This is a genomic window from Endozoicomonas atrinae (assembly GCF_001647025.1).
Taxonomy (GTDB): domain Bacteria; phylum Pseudomonadota; class Gammaproteobacteria; order Pseudomonadales; family Endozoicomonadaceae; genus Endozoicomonas; species Endozoicomonas atrinae.
Window position 1 is genome coordinate 1 of the sequence record NZ_LUKQ02000431.1, and the last position, 2,968, is coordinate 2,968.

Annotated in this window: 2 protein-coding genes; both read right to left on the reverse strand. The window is 45.9% G+C overall.

Features of this window, described 5'->3' with window-relative positions; all coding sequences use genetic code 11:
* Positions 1-80: 80 nt before the first annotated feature.
* Entirely contained in the window at positions 81-452 is a 372-nt protein-coding gene (locus AK963_RS27445; RefSeq protein ID WP_066018501.1) for a carbon-nitrogen hydrolase family protein, read from the reverse strand.
* A gap of 226 nt (positions 453-678) precedes the next feature.
* Positions 679-2,811, reverse strand: coding sequence for an outer membrane protein assembly factor BamB family protein (locus AK963_RS27450; protein ID WP_066018502.1), 2,133 nt, complete (start codon positions 2,809-2,811; stop codon positions 679-681).
* Positions 2,812-2,968: the final 157 nt, after the last annotated feature.

Sequence of the window (2,968 nt, forward strand, 5' to 3'; positions counted from 1 at the left end):
TCCTCTCGATTGGTCATGGCGCTGCTCCCTGCTTGATACCAACAGGAAAACAATCGGCCAGAAAAGGGTTAATCGGGAGGTCAAATTAAACTGGTGTTTTGAAGACTTATTACATCGGTGATGACACGCAGCCCACTTCCATCAACAACAGCAACGCTATTGTAGTATTTGTTATCTGCTTTTTCTGCAATACCAGCAACAAATAGGGTCTCGTAAGTTTGGGCCATTTCAGTCAGTTTGTTAATTGTAGCGCTGTCATCAAAGTCTTCACTTAGGCTATGAATTTCTTCTTTCGAGTCGAATATATAACCTGTTGAGAACATCTCTGGTAGTAAAGTGATATCACCAATAGTTGTGCACTCAGCTAGCAGTTTATCAACGGATGCAATGTTTTTTTCTTTATCTTTATACTCAACCTTAAGCTGAACAATGGTGAAACTGGTGCTTTTCAAAGCTGGATCCTGTTTAGTCTTGAGTCTAACTCGTTGCTGAATATAGATAGTTTACCAAGTGAAAGCATACTTTGAGTAAATCGTCTTCAAATTGGAAGGCCTGACAACGACTCCCCGGTTTTATTGGTGAGACTCCAGTGCCGCCCAAGTATTATGGGGGATTTCTGGGTATTCAAAAGCCGAAGCGTGTCGATGCTTCGGCTTTTGAGGATGATGCTGAGTAGACTTAACGCTGCCAGATCACGCGATCACCGTTGGTTTCGTCCACCACTATAATGGCGTCAAGATTGGATTCGGCGATATAAAATATATCGTTATCGGCCAACGCAATGCCATTGGCACTGTCAAACAGTGGACCTTTGCCTTTGCTGTTACCGGTGATCACAGTTCGCTCGCCGGTTGTTCTATCTACGGCGTAAACCACTTCGACGCTGGTATCAGCTACCAGTAACCGATCACCATCAATGAGTATATCTTCAACCTGTCTTATACCTTCATCGCTGCTGCTACTGTCATCTGACAATACGGAATGCTCTCCGGTTTCAGCATCTACTGCAATTAACTGGTTGTCATCGGCGATATAAATAGTGTGGTTCCCACTGTCGAATTTTAAATCATCAATCCACTCGTAATTGAATTCGGGCAAATCGGCAGTGGTGCTGATCAGTTCTTTAGCGCCAGTATTGATATCGACGCTGTATAGCTCAGCGTTGTATGTAGGATGAGAACCTGTTCTGTCGAGCACGTAAGCGGTTTCGCTGGCAATATCGATATCACCATTGTTGGTTAAAAGACTCTGATCAGCCGACCCGAGCAAAGTCGATAACCCTGTGTTTAAATCGATGCGCATATAGCCAAACTGCGACTCCGGGTATCTGACATAAAAGGCGCTGTTGGTGTCAGGGTCGTAGACACCGGTTTGTGAAAAATCATCGCCCCCGGCGGCATTGGTGATGTCGAGGTTCGATGTGACCTCACCGCTGGCTGTATCGTAGGCGCGAATAATTTCCTGCGAACTATCATGGGCATAAAGCGTTGTTTGATCGGAACTTAAATACAGAGCATTCAACGTATTTCCTGGCGACGTGCCAATACGTGAAAGGGGGTGGGTAGTGAGCTGCGCCCGGTCGACCTCCAGGCTTGAAAATTCAAAGGTGTCCTGATCATAGAGGTATAGTGTATTGCCAATTAACTTGCCTGAGGCATAGTCCGTACGTGGGCTGGAGGGTGCTGCTTCAGCCAGCAGTGTTGAAAATTCGCCACTAGTTAGATCATAGGTATGCACTGACCTGTAGGTGGTTAAGATGAGATTGTCATTCGTTGTATCAATGGCAATGTCTTCAATGCCGGAGGTGATAATATCGATTCCATCACTGCTGCTGTTATATAAGGTTCGGGCAGTGAGAGTATTGAGGTTAATGGCATAGGCAGCAATATCATCATCACTTTTGGTGCCCCACAGCAGCTCATCACCGTACCAGGCCAAATGATAAAAGCGGTTGTGTTTCGGAATACCTAAAGCGGCATAGTTGGTTAAAGTGGTGTAACTGCCGTCGTCTAGATTAACACTGATAATACGCTCATTATGCCAGTCGCTCACATAGGCCAACTGCCTGGCATCATCGATCACAATACCTTTGGGAGCCATAAAGTTTGAGTGAGCTGCAATGATGCGACGCTCTCCCGTGTCGAGATTGACCGCCATAATGGTATCGTCGTATTTGGTTTCTTTGTCTACCTCGGCAGAACCAATAACAATCAGCTCTTTGGTGGTCGGGTTTACCTCGGCAACATCCAAATCATAAACCTCATAGCCGGCCTGGCTAAGCGCATCGTCGTTTTGGTTGTCTGCCAATACCGAGTAACTGTGATTGGTCAAATCGTAGGCGATGATTTGCATAAATTTATCATCAAGGCCCAGTAAACGATTATTGGCCATGTCTATGGCTACGTCTTCAAAGGAATCGGGCAGGGGAGTATCGCGGGTAACCTTCAGGATCCAGTCATCCAGGCTGACTTTTTCTTCACCATTGCTGACACTGATACTAAACGTGTTTTCGCCCATTGCCAGATCCACGGTTGCTTGCCAGGTGGCAAAGTTATCGCTGGTGGTGGCCTCGATATCATTCACCTTGATAGAGCTGACATCCACGTCCGCTGAAGTGCCGCGTACGGTGATGGTTTCACTGGTGGTTAATGACTGGCGTGGTGGGAATACGACGCTGGTATTCTGGATAATGATCTGCTCGAAAGTGGGGGGATCGCTCGGGGTGTTGCCGTTATCATCACTACTGCTCCGACAGGCTGAGAGCAAGATGGTAAGACATAGGCAGGTGCTGGCCTGTAAGAGTTTATTCATAGAGTAAGCCTATAAAGCGTCTTGTTATTAACGCGATGTGCGACTTTGTAAGAAGCTATCTCAAATTACTAGCATGATGGTAAGTCCAACTTAAATCTTCAAAATCACACAACTATACGCTTTCCGTTTTTTTAATCTTCGGAAATAAGGTTCTCAA

Coding starts and splice junctions, on each gene's coding strand:
- AK963_RS27450 (WP_066018502.1), bottom strand. CDS start 2,811: ATGAATAAACTCTTACAGGCCAGCACCTGCCTATGTCTTACCATCTTG.